The 19,571-nt window shown below is 57.1% G+C and carries 14 protein-coding genes and 1 pseudogene; 8 read left to right on the forward strand and 7 right to left on the reverse strand.

Features of this window, described 5'->3' with window-relative positions; genetic code table 11:
- Positions 1-5: 5 nt before the first annotated feature.
- Together P0D96_RS27555 and P0D96_RS27560 are read right to left on the reverse strand one after the other, a co-directional pair.
- On the reverse strand, positions 6-1,169 hold the full coding sequence (locus tag P0D96_RS27555; RefSeq protein WP_408316570.1) for an acyl-CoA dehydrogenase family protein: 1,164 nt from the start codon (positions 1,167-1,169) through the stop codon (positions 6-8).
- 37 nt (positions 1,170-1,206) lie between these two features.
- Positions 1,207-2,049, reverse strand: a complete 843-nt coding sequence (locus P0D96_RS27560; RefSeq protein ID WP_408316572.1) for an HTD2 family dehydratase — start codon at positions 2,047-2,049, stop codon at positions 1,207-1,209.
- 784 nt (positions 2,050-2,833) lie between these two features.
- Here P0D96_RS27560 and P0D96_RS27565 point away from each other — a divergent pair.
- From P0D96_RS27565 to P0D96_RS27575, 3 genes are all read left to right on the forward strand, one after another.
- Positions 2,834-3,031, forward strand: coding sequence for a hypothetical protein (locus tag P0D96_RS27565; RefSeq protein WP_408316574.1), 198 nt, complete (start codon positions 2,834-2,836; stop codon positions 3,029-3,031).
- A 1,360-nt stretch (positions 3,032-4,391) separates the two neighbouring features.
- Positions 4,392-4,778: a DUF4430 domain-containing protein gene (locus P0D96_RS27570; RefSeq protein ID WP_408316576.1), complete on the forward strand. Its 387-nt coding sequence runs from the start codon at positions 4,392-4,394 to the stop codon at positions 4,776-4,778.
- A gap of 15 nt (positions 4,779-4,793) precedes the next feature.
- A complete protein-coding gene (locus tag P0D96_RS27575; protein WP_408316578.1) occupies positions 4,794-5,465 on the forward strand; it encodes a hypothetical protein in 672 nt (223 codons plus the stop codon).
- A 288-nt stretch (positions 5,466-5,753) separates the two neighbouring features.
- Here P0D96_RS27575 and P0D96_RS27580 read toward each other — a convergent pair whose 3' ends face one another.
- The 5 genes and pseudogenes from P0D96_RS27580 to P0D96_RS27600 all read right to left on the reverse strand — a co-directional run bounded on the left by P0D96_RS27580 (position 5,754) and on the right by P0D96_RS27600 (position 12,467).
- Positions 5,754-6,347, reverse strand: a complete 594-nt coding sequence (locus P0D96_RS27580; protein ID WP_408316580.1) for a hypothetical protein — start codon at positions 6,345-6,347, stop codon at positions 5,754-5,756.
- An 83-nt stretch (positions 6,348-6,430) separates the two neighbouring features.
- Complete coding sequence (locus P0D96_RS27585; protein ID WP_408316582.1) at positions 6,431-7,912, reverse strand: hypothetical protein; 1,482 nt, start codon at positions 7,910-7,912, stop codon at positions 6,431-6,433.
- A gap of 2 nt (positions 7,913-7,914) precedes the next feature.
- Complete coding sequence (locus tag P0D96_RS27590) at positions 7,915-9,369, reverse strand: hypothetical protein (protein WP_408316584.1); 1,455 nt, start codon at positions 9,367-9,369, stop codon at positions 7,915-7,917.
- Positions 9,370-10,392: 1,023 nt separating this feature from the next.
- Positions 10,393-11,990, reverse strand: a pseudogene (locus P0D96_RS27595) (3,4-dehydroadipyl-CoA semialdehyde dehydrogenase).
- Between the two features lie 9 nt (positions 11,991-11,999).
- Positions 12,000-12,467, reverse strand: a complete 468-nt coding sequence (locus P0D96_RS27600; protein ID WP_408316586.1) for a DUF4863 family protein — start codon at positions 12,465-12,467, stop codon at positions 12,000-12,002.
- Positions 12,468-12,651: 184 nt separating this feature from the next.
- On the opposite strand from P0D96_RS27600, the gene P0D96_RS27605 reads away from it, so the two are divergent.
- The 5 genes from P0D96_RS27605 (at position 12,652) to P0D96_RS27625 (ending at position 19,541) form a co-directional block, all read left to right on the forward strand.
- Complete coding sequence (locus tag P0D96_RS27605; protein WP_408316588.1) at positions 12,652-13,599, forward strand: helix-turn-helix transcriptional regulator; 948 nt, start codon at positions 12,652-12,654, stop codon at positions 13,597-13,599.
- A gap of 113 nt (positions 13,600-13,712) precedes the next feature.
- Positions 13,713-15,392, forward strand: a complete 1,680-nt coding sequence (gene boxC, locus P0D96_RS27610) for a 2,3-epoxybenzoyl-CoA dihydrolase (protein WP_408316590.1) — start codon at positions 13,713-13,715, stop codon at positions 15,390-15,392.
- Between the two features lie 468 nt (positions 15,393-15,860).
- Positions 15,861-17,288, forward strand: a complete 1,428-nt coding sequence (boxB, locus tag P0D96_RS27615) for a benzoyl-CoA 2,3-epoxidase subunit BoxB (protein ID WP_408316592.1) — start codon at positions 15,861-15,863, stop codon at positions 17,286-17,288.
- Between the two features lie 87 nt (positions 17,289-17,375).
- The gene (gene boxA, locus P0D96_RS27620) at positions 17,376-18,617 is read left to right on the forward strand and encodes a benzoyl-CoA 2,3-epoxidase subunit BoxA (RefSeq protein ID WP_408316594.1); all 1,242 of its coding nucleotides are present in this window, start codon (positions 17,376-17,378) and stop codon (positions 18,615-18,617) included.
- Between the two features lie 108 nt (positions 18,618-18,725).
- Positions 18,726-19,541 (forward strand): enoyl-CoA hydratase-related protein, encoded by an 816-nt coding sequence (locus P0D96_RS27625; protein WP_408316596.1) that lies wholly within the window; start codon positions 18,726-18,728, stop codon positions 19,539-19,541.
- Positions 19,542-19,571 lie beyond the last annotated feature (30 nt).

Here is a 19,571-nt window from a genome sequence, read left to right on the forward strand (position 1 = left end):
CCCAGTTAGAACGAGCGGGGGAGACCGAGAATATGCTCGGCGACGTACGACAGGATCAGATTCGTCGAGATGGGCGCTACCTGGTAGAGACGTGTCTCGCGAAACTTGCGCTCGACGTCGTACTCGGAGGCGAATCCAAAACCACCGTGGAACTGGAGGCAAGCATTGGCAGCTTCCCACGATGCATCCGCCGCAAGCAGCTTGGCCATGTTCGCCTGCGCGCCGCAATGTTGATGGGCATCGAACAATTCGCACGCCTTGTATCGCATCAGGCTTGCTGCTTCGACATTGACGAGGGCGCGGGCAATCGGGAACTGCACGCCTTGGTTCTGGCCGATCGGACGCCCGAACACCACGCGATCCTTCGCGTACTGGGAAACCTTGTCAATGAACCAATATCCGTCACCGATACACTCAGCGGCGATTAATGTCCTTTCAGCGTTCAGGCCGTCGAGAATGTACTTGAAACCCTTGCCCTCTTCTCCGATCAGGTTTTCGGCGGGGATTTCAAGATTGTCGAAGAACAGTTCGTTGGTCTCATGGTTCACCATGTTGGGAATCGGACTGACGGACATGCCATTGCCAATTGCATCGCGTAGGTCGACGAGGAAAATCGACATACCCTCGCTCTTCTTCTTCACGTCCGCAAGCGGGGTTGTGCGAGCGAGCAGGATCATCAGATCCGAATGCTGGATGCGGGAGATCCAGACCTTCTGTCCGTTGACGACATAGCGGTCGCCTTTGCGCTCTGCGGTTGTTTTGATCTTCGTTGTGTCAGTACCAGTCGTCGGCTCGGTAACGCCCATGGATTGCAGACGCAGCTCGCCTGACGCGATTCTTGGGAGGTATTGTTGCTTCTGTTCGGCCGACCCGTGACGAAGCAGCGTTCCCATGTTGTACATTTGCCCGTGACATGCGCCAGAGTTACCACCAGAGCGGTTGATTTCCTCCATGATCACAGACGCTTCTGTGAGGCCAAGGCCCGAGCCGCCGTATTCCTGGGGGATCAGAGCGGATAACCAGCCGGCCTTGGTCAGCGCTTCGACGAATGCTTCGGGGTAGGTGCGCTCTTCGTCTATCTTGCGGAAGTACTCTGCGGGAAATTGTTGGCACAGGTCGCGCACCGCTTCCCGAATGTCCTGATACGGATCTGCTGAGATGTTGATCATGAGAAGTTTTTTCCTGGCTATATGAGCGTATGGGGCATTAGGCAAGCGTGGCGCTGGCAGACATCGTGAGCCACCCCTCGTGGTCTCTCGACCAGAGTTCTACTGTCTTTCCGTCCGGAGATGGGCGTCCGCAGAGATGTAGTGCGTTGCACAGAAAACTCGGGCGTACCGCCTTGAAGGAGAAATTGAGCACCGTGGCCTGTGGCTGATTCCTGCGAAGGAGGTCCATCAACAATGTCGCGATGAGCGGGCCATGGACCACGAGGTCCGGATAGCCCTCAACCTCGGTTGTGTAAGACTTGTCGTAGTGAATGCGGTGTCCAATGAAAGCAAGGGCGGAGTAACGGAAGAGCAACACTTCTGTTGGCATGACCTCACGATGCCAAAGCTCGTTCGCTGGCGCCGCTGTTGGTGACGGGTTTCCAACACCGGGACTTGCGGGCTCGCGGTAGACGATATCTTGCTCCTCCTGAATCGCCAAAGCACCGCCGGAACGAATTTCGTGCTTGACTGTAACGAACGCGAGCTTGCCGCTTCGCCCTTCTTTTTCACTCACATTGGCAATGGTCGAATCACGCGTGATTGGACTTCCCACCGTCAATGGAGAGTGGAAACGTAACCGACCGCCAGCCCACATGCGCCGCGGTAGGCCAAGGTCGGGAAGGAAACCACCTTTAACCGGATGTCCGTCCGTCGCGATTTGCGACTGACGGACTACAGGACGGAAAAAAATCCAATGCCAAAGGTGCGGCACTGGATTGCCAACGTCCGGGGCTGCATCGTAGTCAAGTGTTGCTGCGAGCGCGGCGACCGATGTAGGGGTGACAAAGTCAGCTGCGCTGTCGGTGCGGTTGGTCGGCGGGGCGGTGAAATCGGTCATGCTCATCTCCGTCACTGGCTACGCCAGCAAACATTTATCCAGTACGTGGACTTTATTTGAAAGGTGTAGCGAGCCGGAAATACGAGTTACATGTGCCCGCCATAGGGTGAACCTATTCCGGCGCGAGGCGTGTGGCGGCGGTGGTCGGGAAGAGTTTTCTAGAAAAGACTGGCTTGCCTTTGCGGCGCGTTATGATTTATCTTCAATCAGATGATGTCGGCATTGCCGTAGAGCGGATTGAGCTGCCAGCCGCTTCGCATCTCATGCACGTCTTAAGATAAATCTGGTAGCTACTCATATCAAAAACTCTTCATTCATAGAAACTCTACGGTCGATATGTTTGCTATGCCTTTGGCGGGAGAACTGTTATTCAAGGGGCCGCCGGCCTTCGGCCGGCGGGTGGTGTCTCCGACACCTGTTTGCCACGGCTGCGCCAGACTTCAACTGCGACTGCAACCGGACTGCAAGAAGTCTCGTAACCTGACGACGTAGCTGAGGGCCCACAAAGCCCTTTTTTCACTATATCGAACCGCGCGTTTGGAGATGCAAGTTTCAAGGCTGCCTCATACCGCAGCATGAAAGCCTGGCTACACGAAGTCTGCTAGCTTGCTCAGGTGTCTTTCATTTTGTCAGTCATGCTTGCGGCCGCACGCTCCGTGTATGTAGGAGAAGGCTAAAGCGATGCGAATGCGTGACTCCATGCTTGGCCTCGCCCCATGGTCCGGCTTCTGTAGCTGACTGCGGCGACCCTAAAGTAATCGCGTGAAAAGCCGAAATCCGTTGTATGAACAAGGAACAAGCGCAAGCCGTGCTCGATTCGGCGGACGCCGCAGCTGAGGCGATAGTCAGGGCTCATGGCGACAAACTCACGGAAGAAGAGGCGGAAGCACTTTTCGATCGCGTGTTCTACGGATTGCTTGTGGATCTGGTCGGTGACATGACTCTGGAGGAACTTTTCGACTTGGTCGAACCGAGACGATAGCCGTCAGCCGGTTGCTTCAGTTTGGCGCTGATGTAGTTGGTGCCGCTTTGTGCACCGATGTGTTCACGATCGCCGGGCACGCGCCGTTTAAGGACAAGCGGTCTGCTCGCGTGCCCGGATTTCAACGTCGCGTCGCCGGGCGGCCGCCGCGTCGCCGGTTATTCATACGAAAGGGACCCCGGCCGAGGCAACTGCGCGAGGCGAAGTGCTTCCGGGCAGGTGCCGAACTGATCCTGATTGACCCGGCCTATACGTCGACCATCGGTGCGGTGAAATACGCAGCGCGACGGGGCTGGAGTGTGCATGTTGCCGCAGCGCGTGTCATCGCCCGTCGCGGACAGAAGTTGACTGAACGTCTGCCACGCGCCGGCACGGTTCTCCGTGTTCCGGTGCGGGGAGGTCATCACGCCCTCGAGCTACCTGCAAGGAAAAGCCGGGATTCGCGTGTGGCCGCCTGGCGCAGTGTTCATGCAGCGTACAGAGGTGTGGTGCGCGAGCGTTGGCTCGCCACCCGGGGTGGCGAGCCGCACCGGAGTGCAAAACGTACCGCTGGCATGGCGCAAACGCCATGCCCCTTAGCAGGGGCTACCGTTACCCCTGCGACAAAAATCTGCACGTACAGATTTGTGCACCATTAAGTTAGCGGTTTGAAGCGCGTCGCAGAGCGGAAGTGCCGCGAAGATTCCACAGCCCAGTTGCGGCGGCCATCATGCGTGTGCAAAGCTGAGTTTTCTGTCTGCTTTGTGTGGACTGGCGCAGAAGTATGGTTTTGAAGGTTTTGTAATATTCAGATGCCCGCGTTATTCGATACGCAACACGCTATCGTCGACGCGGAATTAAATCCGTTGGCGGCTCGCAACAAAAACGCTTCGTCATAAACACTTTGCGATTCGATATGTTTGCGATGCCTTTGGGGGAGCGGTTACCTTAGTGGCCGCCGGCCTGTGGCTGGCGTGTGGTGTCTTCGACTGCTGATTGCTAAGACAGCGAATCTCGAGACGACAGCAGCATCCCTGGTTGTTGTGTGTCCGCGCGATCGGTAGCGTTGCTACGTCCACGCGACAACGAACGACTGCTTTAGAGAGGTGCGCAAGGCTGTCGGACTGCCCAAGCCATGGTAGACCGATTTCGCGTAGCCGATGTTCGAAAAAGTCGCGAGCGCGACTGCTATCATGTTTGTAGCGGTCAGCCGAAAGGTAACAATCATGTCCCCTGTCACGTTGGTTGCCTGCCCATTTTCCTCGCCCGGGTCTTGGTCTTACCATTAGAGACCTCGCGTAGTCCGAAGACGACGCGAAAAGTTACACTGTTTGTTCGGTCAGTCGCGCGCATGTTGCAAACTTCGATTATGGAGAATCGCATGAACTACACAGTTGAAATCAACGTTTATGCCGATCCAGCGAAACCCCCATCGCTTAAGTTGCCGCCAGTCCCTTGGTATGCAGGACTGACCGCGCTTCAGGCGATGATAATAGGAGAGGCACTTTGCGCGAAGAATTTTTCGTTCCGGGTTGAGTATCGCTCGATCTACGGCGCACAGATCGATCTCATTGATGGGTTGGCAGACGGTGACCAGCCAAATCATTACTGGCTGCTGTATGTGGATGGTGTTGAGTCGTCGGTCGGCGCCAGTGAGGCAATAATCCTGGAAAATCCCAGCAAACGGTCGTCGCTTGTCGAATGGAAATATACCGACATGAGTTCTCAGGTGTCAGTCTCCTTGCCGCTCAAAACCAATGCGCTCTGACCATGGAGTGTCATCGTGCCGGCAGAATACATTCCCGCAGGTGCTGAAAGATTGGTCGAATTTCTAGATGGGCTTCAAGTCGACCGGTACTGGCTGAAAGGCCATCACATCGTTTGGCAAACCGGGCAACAAAACGCTGCCATCGACGTTGGCCGCGTCCGGTATACGCATTGCAGCGCCTTCGCCGCTGCGGCATGCATGCGCCTTGACATTTACATACTGCGACCGCCCTTTCACAACGAAGTCTTGCTTGCGAGTGCGCAGGATCATTGGCTGCGAGGTTATAGACGCTACCAGGGGAAGACGGCGAGCGAAGCAGGTTGGGTGCGCATCGGGAGGAGCGGCGACGCAGGCGTGACCAATTCGGCACAGATGGCCGCAAATAAGGGGAAACTAGTCGTGGCATCCTACGCGCAGCGCCCCACCGTAGACGACAAAACCGGACAGCCGATGGCGTTACCTGGTCACATTGCGTTTTTGCGCCCCATCATTCAACGAGATGGCCCCGTATCTGAGCCAGACCGATCGGCCTCGATTGTCGAACTGGAGCCGCATGTATGCGCAGCCGGACACGTGAACTGCTCGGACCTTCTCATCAGTGAATCTTTTCATGAACACACAGATGCTTGGCCCAGCAGAATCGATTCTTATGCACACGACACGCCACTTGAGCATGATCTAGAGTGATTTGCGTCGGCGCAGCCGAGAAAATCAGACCCAAAGTGAGTTTTGCACACCGGCTTCAGCCTTACCGCTTTGCACGGCAAGGGCATGAGCGACTGATCATTTTTTTCTGCCAGCACCTTAGTACAGCGGCGTACATGCGTTGTAAGCGCCGACGTGCAGGACGATGCAGGTCCGTCGACGAAGACAGTGAAGCAAGCACTTGTCGTCTGAACTGGAGCGATTGGATTCCCGGGACGCTACCGAGCAACGCGACAAACTTCGAGGCAACGTTGGACGTGAGTGGTTGTGCTAGTCGCACAAGGGATTTTTGTGCGCGTAGTCCGCAGCGGCCTGAGCGTTCGTCACTACCTGCAGATAAGCCGCCCGCAATTGCGGTGATGCAGTGGCACTCAAACCGTCGTACGAAGCGCGCGCGGACGCCAATGCTTGATCGGCGCTGAGCACCGCCGAATTGGAACTTTGACAACTGCTCGTTCGGGTGTTGCGTGCGGTCTCGAGACTGGTCAGGCCGGTCGTGGCAGCGTCGATCGCTCCAGAGGAATTGTTCGAACTTGTCACTTGAATGGATTTCGGCGTGTTGTCCGAATACTCGGCGATGTGCAAGCTAGGGGAGGTGAATGGCCCGGCGACTACGTCGACAGCGTAGAGATGCTCCTGATCAGCAATGTTCTGCGGGGAAGAGGCGACGAGCTCGTACTTGTCCGTTTCGAGGTTGAGCTGATAAATCTGCGCGACCTGGGGCGTCCTGATTCTCATTGGCACGCCGTCGAATGGTTTACCGATCTCGGGCGCATTGGACACTCGCACAATGGCTGGTTTAGCCGAGCAGCCCAGCTCCAAGGCCATGACAAGCGTTACCGATAGACCAAGGGAGGTTTTCATTTTCTTTCCCCGACAGATGAAGCCGTTTGCTCGTGGGCGGCGCGCAGCACTGGGAGGGCACAGGGACTGCGCGCCTCATAATGCTAATGATTCAAGTTCGTTTTGGCCTGTTTCAGCACCACAATGTATTTCGGATGTCCGGGTACGTGGCTGGCAACCCACGCGCCGTCGATCGCCTCTTCAGGTGATGCCACGAAGAAATCGGCGACAACGGGCGCATCTGGCTTCTTTGCCGGATTCAAAGTTGCGACCGCAGCTTCGGCGTCTGCAAGCTTCTTTGCGAGTACGTCGATCGATTGCTGTGCAGCCTGAAAGCGCTTCGGGTCGTCCGGTTTCATCTTCTGTAGCGCGACGATATCCTCGTACGTCTTGCCTTGTCCGAGCACGGCTGCCTTCATCCGATAGAGCTTCTGAAGCTCCGCATTCGTGGCGCCGGGAGTGTCGTATCGAGAGGGCTGGATCAGCGCCGCCTTGTCGATTCGACGATTCAGATCCTGTATCTTTTTGTACTCCCATTGCTGAAGCGTCAGGTTGACGTTGCCGAGGAGGAAATCGTTCGGTGGTGTCTTCAACAGGTCCAGCGCGACCAAGGACAGTTTGATGACCTGAGTTTGCAGCATGATGTTGTAATCCTTCCGGTACGCTTGCGGCACGGTATTTGACGAAGCAAAGTCCGACTCCCTCTTCTGACGCACCTTTGCTGCATCGGCGTTGATCTTGTTCAGACTGTCGATGTCAAGGATCTTGTATGCGGCTTCGATATGATCAGCTGTGTTGTTCCAGCTCTCCGACAGCTTTTTTTTCAGAGCCTTGGTTGCCACTGGATCCGGATTCGGGACCGGATCGGGAAAATCTTTTGGATCCTTATAGTCGGTAGCACGATTGAGTCGAGCCGGATTTGGCGTTGCTAGATGAAGCGCGGTTTCCAATACCTTTCTTTCGCTTGCGGTATCGTACAAGTAGCTTGAGAGCTTGCCACTACTGGCGAGCGTTTCAAGCGCCGGCTTCATCTGCGCCCATGTGCGTGAAAGATCGATTTTTTCGGCACTGGTGGCAATACTCCATCCTCCCGCGGTTTCGTCCCAAACTTTCGGTTGGGGCAGTGCAAGGTTGTCCGTCAGTCTCTTGTCAATCGCCTCCACCGTATCTTTCTGAGACGGCTGATTGACATCGAATGCTGCTGCCGCCACCGCGAGCTTTACCACACTGGTCAGGATGGCGACCGTCTGATCGGTGGTCTTCGCGTTGGTATCGCTAAGGGCTCCGTTCTCGTCCCATTGCACTGTCCAGTCGACCGAAGACGTTGGCGAAGGGTGAAGGTTGACTGCATATCGCGTGGCCGGGTCGGGCACATAGGCGATCGCCATCTGGTACGTATCTGCGCCACTAGTCCCGTCGGCGGGAACGCGCGCAATAGTAAACTGCGGCTTATTCAGGATGAACGGCAGACCCGCGATCTCGCGACCGTCGCTTGCTTGCGACAGATCAATCGTTTGTGTCCTGAGGTTTCCGCAAGCGCACATCGCAAGCGGTGTCACTACGAGAAAGACTCGCATGATGCTCATCGCTACTGCTCCCGGTTTTTTTCGCGCGCCGGTCGGTCTATGCGCTGAATCAGGTCGAACAGTTCCAGGTCGCGCTTCGAACGAAACCGGCTTCGAATCTCCCTCAAGATCTCCTCCCGGTTCTCTCCGTCGCGCATACGCAAATTGTATTCATGCCGGGCTGCCATGTGACGGATCGCTCGAGGCACGATGGGTCGCTGACAATCTCGTAGCAGCGTCCGTCGCCGCCTGTTGCTTTTCAGCCTGATCGCATGTTCCAGCGCAAAGTGCGCCGCTAGAGGGCATTCCTTCGGAATACCCCGGATGTCTTTGGAGTACGAGGCGGACTTTCGCTTACCGGCCATCAAACCTCGCAGCGCGTCGCTCTTTTTCGCGAGGCTCACATCGGCAGTTGCGATTACATTGAACACTGTGCGCCCCAACACCGCGTTGCCTTGTGCGCGAGGATCAACTAGTTTGATCACGCACGTGTGAGAACCGGGACTAAGGCCGCCTGTCAGCGGTCCGCTCAACGCCAGGCTCCGGAATGTGGATTCCCCGGGCTTTAGGATTTGCCTCGCGCCGCTACAGCAGTAATCTGCCGGCCGATGGTATGTCTGACTGCCATCACTGTGCTTGACGCACACCCGCAGCGATCCGTATTGAGGTCCAATATCGTAGGGGATTTCGATTGCGGTTTCACGGCGGTTCGTAATCGACAGGGTAAAATAAATCTCGCCACCGATATGAATGCGTGAGTGTCGATCTCTTCGTGCGACATCTACTTTAACGTACTCATCGCCAATTTCGTCGGTATCGTCGCCCATATCTCTGAAATTTTTTTGAAACGGTAACCATGGAGATCCGGTCGTCGCACTGCGAAGATTTGCGCGACAGATGGAGCTAAAGGGGTAGTAAGTGACTGGGTCTGGAATGATGAGCGGTGCTTCGTGATTGTCTGCGGCTTCTGCGATGGCTGCGTGCCAGGCCACGGTCGATGCCTCATCATTCCTGTGCGTCGCCTGGAGCATCGCGCTGGAATACTTGAGAGGGGTGGCGTCGTCATGGATGAGATTGAAAAGATGGCCGATCTCGTGAATACAGACTTGGGTAACGAGGTTGATGTTTGTCAAGGGATCGCCATCTTTCCAAAACAGATCTGCGCCAAAGTAGACTGCGGCGATGCTTCTAAAATCGGGATCACGCAATTGCCCATTGATAGTCCAGATTCGATCAGGACAATCATCTGTAAGAACCAGATGAACAACTGATTGTGCCTTCGACTTTTCTTGTAGCCGGGCGATGAGATCTCTCCAGCCGCCCGTCGTTGTCTCTGGATCGCTATCGAGTTCTTCGCCGATCACGCGCGTGAGCGTAATCCCGAATGGCGCAAAAGCCCCGGCTATTACTGGAAATATCGGAGTGACAATATCGATATTCTTCTTCAACCCAACTATAGAAACTGGGATGTTCGGCATATCTTGTCTCGGCTGCGCGGATCGAAAATGTTCCGAGTCTATTAAGTAACAGCATTATTTCACTGTTATTTTCACAACGACAACAGACTTTGCGAACCGCCAAAAGTTACGCAAAACGCGATAAATCGTCGGTAATCAAGGCACAGAATTTTTACCTTTTCAGGCTAGGAGGAGTAGTGCTTATCCGATCGCCCGGCCTTGCGGAAAGAAGATTGACATGAACGCACATCCCAATACCAGAATCATCATAGAACCAAGTTTCACAATTGGCAGCGGTCCGTGTAGTCGTTGGTTCGTTAGCGCACATAGTATGAAACCCCTGCCGCACTGAACAATCACCTTGGCATGCCTACTGACAGGTGAAAATGCCGATGTTTGAAGAAATCAAGAAGGACGAACGCAGGAAGATGTAGACACAACTCTATTGGAGGAGGTTTGTTTCAAGGAGCGCGCTACGGTCTGGTGGAGTCCGAGGCCCGATGGTTCGGGGAACAGATCGGTGGCGTGAGCACGTTAGCCAGGCCGACATGACTTGGCTGAACAATTTTTTCCAGAAGCACGGCTTCCGCCGTAAAGCTTCCACGCGAGCACGCGATGCACTGAATGGCGTGCCGGCCGAATGGAGCACGTTGCCGATGGGCCGCCTGTCGAGCATCACGAGAGGAAGCGTTCTTCCGCATGCACGCCTAGCTTGCGCAGCACAGATGCGAAGCGGCGCACGCTGTCTTGGAGTTGGCCACAGGGCCGTGCCAAGATGGTCGATATATGCGGCTTCGCTCGCTCGGTGCTGGTTGAGGTCAAGTAGCCAAGAAGCGAAATTAAATTGCAACGGCGGTAGTTCGGCGTTCGTTGCCGGCTGATTTAGACGCGTTTCCGGGACGACTTCCATGTCTCCTCCGACAGTGGGGCGACATTGGCTCGATCTGTATTGGGTTCGCGGGTCGCCTCGTGATCCATGTCATTCCTGGGTGCGCCGCGACAGGCGATGGGTCAAGGTACCCGGACTTACAGTGCGCGACCTGCTTAACTCGCCGGTTGGGCTGTCACGCCGGCCAATGCTTCAATAGCTATTGACGGGGCCTGGATTGCCGCGCGGCGGTGATAGAAATCCAGCGCCCTCGGACCTCCCAGTTCTTCTCCGCCGCCCGCTCTGCCGGGGCCGCCATGCACCGACATCGGCATCACGTTGCCATGCCCGGTATGGCTGGCTTGCACGGACGGCGATACCAAATGGACGCGGCCGTGCGTGTCAGCGAGTTCCAATGCAACACGGGCAAGGTGTGCCTCGTCGTTCGAATAAACCGAGGCGACGAGAGAGCCATGACCGCGTCGCGCCAACGCGATGGCGTGTGCTTCGGGAAGCCCAGTGGCGTCGCTGTCGGCGCGATAGGGTGCCACAGTTGCAACCGGGCCGAATACTTCGACGTCATGCAACTGTGTCGCGCTATCAGGCTCGGTCACGACAAAGAGATGTGGCGCGACGCATGCCGCAACAGCGGGATCGGCGTCGACCAGAGGTGTTGCCGAGCCATCGTAAGCGAGAACTGCCTCTTCGCGCAAAGCAGCGATACCTGCGAGTACATTTTCATATTGCTCGCGGCTGACAAGCGAGCCCATCCGTACACCGTCATTGCGCGGATTACCAACGGTGATCTCCGCGAGCTTTGCTTTCAGGACGTCGAGCGTGGCGTCGAGGGAAGCTTGGGGTACGAATGCCCGGCGAATTGCCGTGCACTTCTGACCTGACTTGACAGTCATCTCCCGCACGACTTCCTTAACGAACAATTCGAAGGCCGGCGTTTCAGGACGTCGCGTCCGCGCAGAGGATCGCGCTGTTGAGACTGTCTGCCTCGACATTCAGGCGTGCTCCGTGCTCCACGAACGCTGGGTGGGCACGAAGTATCGCAGCAGTGTCAGCGGAGCCGGTGAACGACACTACGTCGAACGCGTGCACCTGATCGAGCAAGCCCGCAGAGCTGCCGCAGATGACCGATAACGATCCCGTTGGCAGGATGCCTGCGTTGACCACATCGGCTTACCATGCGTTGCGTGAGCCAAGCTGTTGCCGTGGCCGGTTTGACGATTACGGGGGCGCCGGATAGCAACGCAGGTGCAGCCTTCTCCCACAGCCCCCATGCTGGGAAATTGAACGCGTTGATAAAAAGGGCGACCCCACGCGTGGGCGTGAGCACGTGCTGGACGCTAAAGGACTGGTCTTTACTGAGCGAGGCGGGCGGCGCGTCGCGCAGCGCGTGGACATCGCCCAGCGCCGCGCCAAGTTTTGCGTAGTAAGAGAGAGTGAAAATGCCGCCGTCGATATCGACGGCCGAATCATTGCCGGTGGTCCCCGCGTTCGACGTGGCGATTGCGTAATAGTCGTCACGTTTTGATTGCAGCAACTTGACGATGTTAGCAAGGAGGGCCGCACGGGCCGTATAAGTTAGCGCACGCAGCGCGGTGGCGCCTTCTTCGCGGGCAAAATCGAAGATGTGCGGGAGGTCGAGTCCTTGGCTCGAGACGCGTACTAGCGCTTCTCCTGTCACCGGATCGGTCAACGTGCTGCCTTCGCCACTTCCTGAGACCCATTGGCCCGCAACGTAGTTCTTCAGCAATTCAGTCATGGTGGGCTCTCAAGCAGCGGTGAATTCAATGGCGCCTTGCGGCAACAGATACAAGACTAGCGCCTGGCCGTTCGCGACCGTTGGGCGATGCGCGCTGCCGGGGCCATAGACGCACCAGCCAGCTGGGTGACCGTCGAAGGTCACACCGTCGGTAAGCGGAATAATCAGGTCGATTTCGCCGTGCGGATGCACATGGTGTGGCCCGGCAATATCTTTCATATCGACCACGTCGACTGAAAAGCCGTGTGTTTCGGGGAGCGCCCTGAAGATGCGTCCGTAGCGAATGCCGCCGCCTTCGCGATTGCACAACCAGCCTTGGGCGACGCCATCGCGGCAGGCGCCGGCAAGTTCCCGAAAAGTCGTACCGTTGGCGGGAAAAGTGTCGTTCAACCATCTCGCCAATTCGCTGTTCAACGCCCGATCGACGAGTTGTTCGGTAACGCCTGCAACGAGGCGCTGGAAGTCTTGTGGGGTCATGCTAGCCTCAAAAAAAGGCCTGGCAGGCACACTACTTCATGCGCGGCTGCCCGCTGTTCCGACATACCGCAGGAAAAACCTGGACGGCGTTTGTGACTGGGGTCGATATTTGGCGAAAATTAACCGTTCAGCGAGTGTGTGTCAAGCACTATAGTACATATATCGATGTTATAGGTCAGAAAACATGAATCAAAGTGACGCCGGCGCACCATTGGACGAACGTCCCGACGACGCGACGCGGGTTGAGCGTGATCCTTTCCTGACAGCAATGGGTGAGCGCGTGCGACTTCTGCGCGCGCGCCGCGGTATGACCCGCAAGACGTTGGCGGCCGAGACTGGGCTTTCCGAACGACATCTTGCGAATCTTGAGACGGGCTTGGGCAATGCTTCTGTGCTGGTGTTGCGGCAGATTGCGAGTACGCTGAATTGCCCACTTGCCGAGGTGATCGGCGACGAAACCACTGCGTCTGCTGAATGGTTACTCATTCGCGAATTGCTGCGCGGGCGTGACCAGGCCGCGCTACAGCGGGCCCGCGTTGCGCTGGCCGAGATTTTTGCCCAGGCGCCGCGCGATCCGCATCGCAAGCACCGTATCGCTTTAATCGGTTTGCGCGGTGCGGGTAAGTCAACCCTCGGACGCATGCTCGCACAGGAACGCAAGGTGCCATTCGTTGAACTGACCCGCGTGATAGAGCAACTGGCGGGCTGCCCGCCTTCCGAAATCCATTCCCTGTATGGCGCGAGCGCGTACCGGCGTTACGAACACAGAGCGCTTGAGGCGGTGATTCAGGAGCATGAGAAGGCGGTCATCGCGTCTCCGGGCGGACTGGTTTCGGAGTCCGGCACCTTCAACATGCTGCTCTCGCACTGTTTCACCGTATGGCTGCAGGCCATGCCGGAAGAGCATATGCGGCGAGTGGTCGCGCAAGGCGACTTGCGGCCTATGTCGGGGAACAAAGAAGCAATGGATGACTTAAAACGCATTCTGGCAGGCCGGAGCGAGCTTTATGGACGTGCGGACATGACCTGCGACACCAGTGATAGAACCTTGGCAGATGCCTATCTGCAATTGCGCGACCGCTTGGCAGCAAGGCTGGTCGCCGAAGTTCCTGATGACGCGCACGTGAACTGAATTGCCGAAGTGGGCAGGGTTTACACGCAAACATGAAGTAAAGTGCTTTACATGGGATGGATGGTGCATTATTGTTCTCACACAATCTTGCATCGTCCCGTCTAGGAGATCCCATGTCTTCAGCAGAAACGTCGATCAGCGCGATTAAACGCGTCGATTACCGCACAGATCCGGCGCGATACAAGCATTGGAAGCTGACCTTCAACGGTCCGGTTGCGACTCTCGGTATCGACATCGCCGAAGACTGCGGGATTCGTGACGGGTACAAGCTCAAACTGAATTCGTACGACCTCGGCGTCGACATCGAGCTTCACGACGCGATTCAGCGCATCCGCTTTGAGCATCCTGAAGTCAGAACCGTGGTTGTGACGAGCCTGAAGGACCGTGTGTTCTGCTCGGGCGCCAACATCTTCATGCTGGGTCTCTCTACGCACGCATGGAAGGTGAACTTCTGTAAATTCACCAACGAAACTCGCAATGGACTTGAAGACTCGTCGCGCCATTCGGGTCTCAAGTTCCTGGCGGCTGTGAACGGCGCCTGCGCCGGCGGCGGCTACGAATTGGCGCTGGCGTGCGACGAAATTTATCTCGTGGATGACCGGTCGTCATCGGTGTCATTGCCGGAGGTGCCGCTCCTCGGCGTGCTGCCTGGCACTGGAGGTTTAACGCGCGTGACCGACAAACGAAAGGTCCGCCACGACCGCGCCGACATTTTCTGTACGGTGGTCGAAGGCGTCCGCGGTGAACGCGCAAAGGAATGGCGCCTGGTGGATGAAGTTGTGAAGCCCAACCAGTTCGACCAAGTGATTGCCGCGCGTGCGCTGGAACTTGCTGCGCAGAGCGACCGTCCCGCGAATGCGAAGGGCGTGGCACTGACCTTGATCGAGCGCACCGAGCGTGCGGACGGCTTGGGCTACCAGACCGTTGACGTCACGATTGATCGTGCGAAACGCACTGCTACCTTTACGGCCAAGGCGCCCACGACTGCGCAACCAACCGGCATCGACGCTATTCTCGCTGCCGGTGCGAATTGGTGGCCGCTGCAGTTCGCCCGCGAACTGGACGACGCGATCTTATCGATGCGCACCAACGAACTCGAAATCGGCACGTGGATCTTCAAGAGCGAAGGTGACGCCCGCGCCGTGCTCGCCGCCGACGCCACACTAATGCAGCACGGGGACCATTGGTTCGTGCGCGAAACGATTGGCCTCTTGCGCCGCACGCTGGCGCGTATCGACGTGTCATCGCGTTCAATCTTTGCATTGATTGAACCGGGCTCATGCTTTGCTGGCACGCTCGCGGAACTCGCGTTTGCCACTGACCGCACCTATATGGCCGCGCTGCCAAGCAATGAGGACGAAGAACCGACGATCACGTTGTCGGAGGTCAACTTCGGCCTCTACCCGATGGTCACTCATCAATCGCGGCTCGCACGCCGCTTCTACGATGAAGAGGAACAGCTCGACTCGTTGCGCGCAAGGATTGGCCAAGCGGTTAAGCCGGTCGAGGCAGACCGTCTTGGCCTCGTGACTGCATCGCCGGACGACATCGACTGGGCCGACGAGATTCGCATTGCGCTCGAGGAACGCGCAACGATGTCGCCGGACGCGCTGACAGGTCTCGAAGCGAACCTGCGTTTCAACGGTCCCGAGACGATGGAAACACGCATTTTCGGTCGCCTGACTGCATGGCAAAACTGGATATTCAACCGGCCGAATGCGGTGGGCGAGAAGGGTGCTCTCAAGGTTTACGGCAAGGGCAGCAAGGCGCAATTCGACGTCGCGCGGGTTTGATTCGCTGTCGCCAACGCTCCGCGTTAGAAGTTCGCAGTTAAATGTCGCGATTGACGGACGACTACTGGCAGCGCGGGACAACTTGCACCGCATGTGCATAAGCAGGACGGCGGCATCAAAGAGACGAAGGAGAATTCGTGGCCAGCGCAAAAAACTCGTTGCGCGAGACGGTCGAACTCTGGCTCGCTCCGGATCCGTTGAACGGGATTCGGGTCACTGAGTTCAGAAACAGACGATCCGCACACGAATGCTATGTATGCGTCGAGACGTTGAGGGCGGCAGGGCCCGTTGCGTTGTTCTTTTTTCGTCACCAGGACGGCGCGTGGCGCGTATTCCCTCCGAGTCGGGAACGACCGGCAATGCGCGCCACCTGAAAATCGACGAACTCATAAGTCACGAGATTAGCTGACCGCATTCAATACGCGCCTCTCATCTAAAGCACTGCTGTTTCCCGAAAAGGAATTGACCATGTCAACGATTAATTACAGCGAAAAGATTCCGAACAACGTCAATCTCGGCGACGACCGTACGCTGCAGCGTGCTCTCGAACAGTGGCAACCGAATTTCCTGTCATGGTGGGGCGATATGGGCCCGGACGGCTCGCATGGCTATGACGTTTACCTCCGCACGGCGGTGAGCGTCGACGCAGGTGGCTGGGCGCATTTCGATCACGTGAAGATGCCCGACTATCGTTGGGGGATTTTCCTCTCGCCCGGTGAGCAGGACCGCAAGATCCAGTTTGGCGAGCAGAAGGGCGAATCGGCATGGCAGGACGTGCCGGGCGAACATCGTGCGAACCTGCGCCGCATCATCGTCACGCAAGGCGACACGGAACCGGCCTCAGTCGAGCAGCAGCGTCACCTCGGATTGACCGCACCGTCGATGTACGACCTGCGCAACCTGTTCCAGGTCAACGTCGAAGAAGGGCGTCACCTGTGGGCAATGGTGTACCTGTTGCATCGCTACTTCGGCCGTGACGGGCGCGAAGAAGCGGAGGCGTTGCTGGGGCGTCGCTCAGGCGACGACGACAATCCGCGCATTCTCGGCGCGTTCAACGAGAAAACGCCAGACTGGCTTGCGTTTTTCATGTTCACGTACTTCACTGATCGTGACGGCAAATTCCAGCTGTCCGCACTCGCCGAGTCGGGTTTCGACCCGCTCGCCCGCACGACGAAGTTCATGCTCACTGAAGAGGCGCATCACATGTTCGTCGGTGAATCGGGCGTATCGCGTGTGGTGCAACGCACCGCGCAAGTGATGAACGAACTGAAGACCGATGACGTTAACCAGATTCGCGCCGCAGGTGTGATCGATCTGCCTACGATCCAGCGATACCTGAATTTCCACTACTCGGTGACGGTCGACCTGTTCGGTGCGGATCACTCATCGAATGCGGCGACCTTCTATAGCTCGGGCCTGAAGGGCCGTTATGAGGAAACCAAGCGCGACGATGACCATCAACTCAACGGTCAGAGCTACAAATTGCTCGATGTACAGGACGGCAGGTTGGTCGAACGTGATGTACCGATGCTTAACGCGATGAACGAAGTGCTGCGCGACGACTACATCAAGGATTCAGTGGCGGGCGTGAATCGCTGGAACAAGGTGCTGGAGAAGGCCGGTATTGATTTCCGTTTGGCCGTACCGCACAAGGCGTTCAACCGCCAGATCGGTACTTTTGCCGGGACGCGTGTCTCTCCGGACGGTCGCGTCATTAGCGAAACCGAATGGGCCGCTAACGAGGCGAAATGGCTCGCAACACCGGAAGACCTCGCGTATGTCGCGTCGCTTATGGGTCGCGTGGTTGAGCCGGGCAAGTTCGCCAACTGGATTGCACCACCGGCGATGGGCATTAACCGTCAGCCAATTGATTTCGAGTATGTGCGATTCAACTGATGTGGCGAAAGCGGTATCTGCGTCATATCGGACGTCCGGCCACGCTGTGCGTTCAGGCGGCGGGACCGGTCGCAGGGAGGGATAACCATGAATGCTTCACTTCCAATGGAAGTTCTCAGGCAGCACTTGATCGACCCGGAGATCTGTATTCGCTGCAACACCTGCGAAGAAACCTGCCCGATCGGCGCGATAGTGCATGACGACAATAACTACGTCGTGAAGGCGGAGGTGTGCAACGGCTGCATGGCATGTGTGTCGCCGTGTCCGACCGGCGCGATCGACAACTGGCGCACCGTGCTCAAGGCTGAGGCATATAGCGTCGACGAGCAGTTCAGCTGGGATGAACTGCCGGCGCAGAACACGACGGCGAACGCCGCGCTCGATGCAACGGCTCAGTCGAACGAGGGCGAAGAACGAGCCGACCCGGCGAATGGCGTCGAAGTCGATACGACGCGTGGCTCGGTTGTGCCGCCGTGGTCGGCGGCCAAGCCGTACGTGAACCTGTACACGCACAAAGCGCCGACGACAGCGACGGTAGTGGGCAACTACCGCCTTACGCACGATGCGGCCGATAGTGATATCCATCACATCGTGCTGGATTTCGGCACGCTACCGTTTCCGGTGCTCGAAGGGCAGTCGATCGGGATTCTGCCTCCGGGTACGAAGGACGGCAAGCCGCATCATGCTCGCCAGTATTCGCTCGCCAGTCCACGCGACGGTGAGCGTCCCCGATACAACAATGTGTCGCTGACGGTCAAACGCGTTACGCGCGACTATCAGGACAATGCGGCCGACGGCGTGTGCTCGAACTACTTGTGCGATTTGAAGAAAGGCGACAAGGTCGCCGTGATTGGTCCGTTCGGCAACACGTTCCTGATGCCGAACCACCCGGATTCTCATCTGTTGATGATATGCACCGGCACGGGATCCGCGCCAATGCGCGCCATGACGGAATATCGTCGGCGCCGCCGACTGAAGGGCGCAACTGGCAAGCTGATGCTGTTCTTTGGCGCGCGCACGAAGGAGGAGTTGCCGTACTTCGGGCCATTGACCAATCTGCCGAAGGATTTCATCGATACGAACCTTGCGTTTTCGCGCACGCCACATCAGCCGAAGCGCTATGTGCAGGACGCAATGCGCGACCGCGCGGTTGATATCGCTCAGTTGCTGAAGACCAACGGTACGTACATCTATGTTTGCGGTCTGAAGGGCATGGAGGATGGTGTTCTGCAGGCGCTGCAGGAGATTGCCGACAAAAACGGTCTGGACTGGGCAACCCTATGGCCGCGTCTGAAGCGTGAAGGGCGTCTGCATCTCGAGACGTATTGATGACATTAGTGCTATCCAGATGCCGCAGGGGATTCTAACGACGTAGCACTTTTTGCGATTGGTGTGAGGAGCCGCGGCGTGCAGCCCCTTACACACAGGGAAAGCAACGTGACAAACAAATCCACATTTGACGAAAATTTCACCACGATAGAGTGCGTCGTGGACGAGACGGGTGTCGCCAGAGTTACGCTGAGCCGTCCCGACGTTCATAACGCGTTCAACGAGGCGATGATCGATGAGTTGACGCGTTGCTTTCTTCAGTTGGCGTCGCACGATGACGTCCGGGTGATCGTTTTGGCGTCGCTTGGCAAGGTCTTTTGTGCTGGCGCAGACCTGAACTGGATGAAGCGGGCGAGCGCCAACAACGCCGATGCGAACCTGCAGGATGCCCAGCGGTTCGCCAGGATGATGCAGGCACTTCACGCATGTTCCAAGCCTATCGTCGCACGGGTGCAGGGCGGGGCATTTGGTGGTGGCGTAGGTCTGATCTGTGCCTGCGACATTGTGGTCGCCAGCGAACAGGCCAGGTTCGCCGTCACTGAGGCTCGTTTTGGCATTCTGCCTGCTGTAATTGGCCCTTATCTGATCGAGGCTGTAGGTGTCCGACAGGCGAGACGTCTTGCGCTCACCGCTTCGCTGATTGGCGCCGCCGAGGCCCATGACGTCGGTCTTGTCCACTATGTAACCACCAGCGAAGGATTGAATGAGCAAGTGCAGACGGTCGTGTCAGGGCTCATGGGCAATGGCCCGACTGCGCTGCAGGAGATAAAGACTTTGTTCGGCGATATCGCCGGTCGTCCGATTGACGAGAGCGTCACAGATCTTACTGCAGTGACCATCGCTCGCGTACGTGCGACAGAAGAGGCCAAAGAGGGGTTCTCCGCATTTTTTGACAAGCGACCCGCAACCTGGAGTGCCAAATGAATGGGGACTCTCTCTCGATCTTGGACTTGA

This window comes from Paraburkholderia sp. RL17-347-BIC-D, from assembly GCF_046027915.1.
Taxonomy (GTDB): domain Bacteria; phylum Pseudomonadota; class Gammaproteobacteria; order Burkholderiales; family Burkholderiaceae; genus Paraburkholderia.